At 71.8% G+C, this 1,268-nt stretch carries 2 protein-coding genes; both read left to right on the top strand.

Annotated features, from left to right (window positions below; translation table 11 throughout):
* The coding region (locus AC5RV2_RS18090) for an ABC transporter ATP-binding protein (RefSeq protein WP_494093473.1) at positions 1-705 on the top strand (705 nt) is incomplete at its 5' end.
* Positions 702-1,268, top strand: a 567-nt coding sequence (locus AC5RV2_RS18095; RefSeq protein WP_494093474.1) for an energy-coupling factor transporter transmembrane component T family protein, incomplete at its 3' end; no start/stop codon positions are given. The genes AC5RV2_RS18090 and AC5RV2_RS18095, both read left to right, overlap by 4 nt.

The raw sequence follows: 1,268 nt of genomic DNA on the forward strand, positions 1-1,268 counted from the left end.
GGCCCGTTGCTGCGGGCCGCGGCGCTGGACGTGTCGCGGAACCGGAAAGCCGCGCCGGTGCTGCGCGGGGTGGACCTGGACCTGTCGGCCGGACAGGCACTCAGCGTCACCGGCGCGAACGGTGCCGGCAAATCCACCCTGGCCCTCACCCTCGCCGGCCTGCTGGCACCCGCGGGAGGGGATCTCTCGGCGACGCCGGCGTTGCGGCGCGGGGCCGGCTTGTCCCCGGCCAAGTGGAAGTCCGCGCAGCTGGTGACCCGGATCGGCAGCGTTTTCCAGGAACCGGAACACCAGTTCCTCACCGGCACGGTGCTCGACGAACTGGAATTCGGCCCGCGCCGCGTGGCCAAACTGCCCGAAACGAGTGTCCGGCGGCGGGTGGACACCATCGCCGAGCGGCTCCGGCTGACCCGCCTGCTGCAGGCCAACCCGTTCACCCTCTCGGGCGGGGAGAAACGCAGGCTGTCGGTAGCCACCATGCTGGCCACCGGCCCGGACATCCTGATGCTGGACGAGCCGACCTTCGGACAGGACGCCAACACCTGGGCCGAACTGGTCACGCTGCTGGCCGAGCTGGTGGCCGAGGGCCGGAGCGTGGTCTCGGTGACGCACGACGACGACTTCACCGCCGCGCTCGGCGGCGCCGGCATCAGGGTGGCAGACGGCGGCGTCCGCCCGGCCCAGCCGCTGGGGAGGGCAGCATGAGCATGGACCTGATGAACCCCCAGCTGGCCGCCTCCCCGTTCAGCCGCGCCAACCCGGTATCGAAGCTGGCCGCCGCCACCCTGGTCACCGTGGTGGTCATGCTCAGTGTGGACTGGGTCAGCGCCTCCGTGGTGCTGGCCGCGGAACTGTTGCTGATGCCCGTGCTGGGTGTCAGCCCGTGGCTGCTGCTGAAGCGCGGCTGGCCGCTGCTGGCGGCGGCTGCCGTCGGGGCCTGGGCAACGGCCTTGCTGGCCGAGAAGACCGGGGCAGTGCTGTTCCGGTTCGGTCCGCTGATCTTCACGGAGGACTCGGTGGCCGGAGGCGTTGCCATCGGCCTGCGGTCGCTCGCCGTTGCGCTGCCGGGCATTTTCCTGCTCCTGACAACCGACCCGACGGACCTGGCGGACGCCTTGGCGCAGAAGCTGAAGCTGCCCCACCGGTTCGTGCTGGGAGCGCTGGCCGCCATGCGGTTGGTGGGGCTGCTGGTGGAGGAATGGCGCACCCTCGGTTTGGCGCGTCGCGCCCGCGGTGTCGGGGCGGAGAACCGGCCGCTGGCCAAGGCG

Source organism: Arthrobacter sp. Y3225116 (assembly GCF_059091245.1).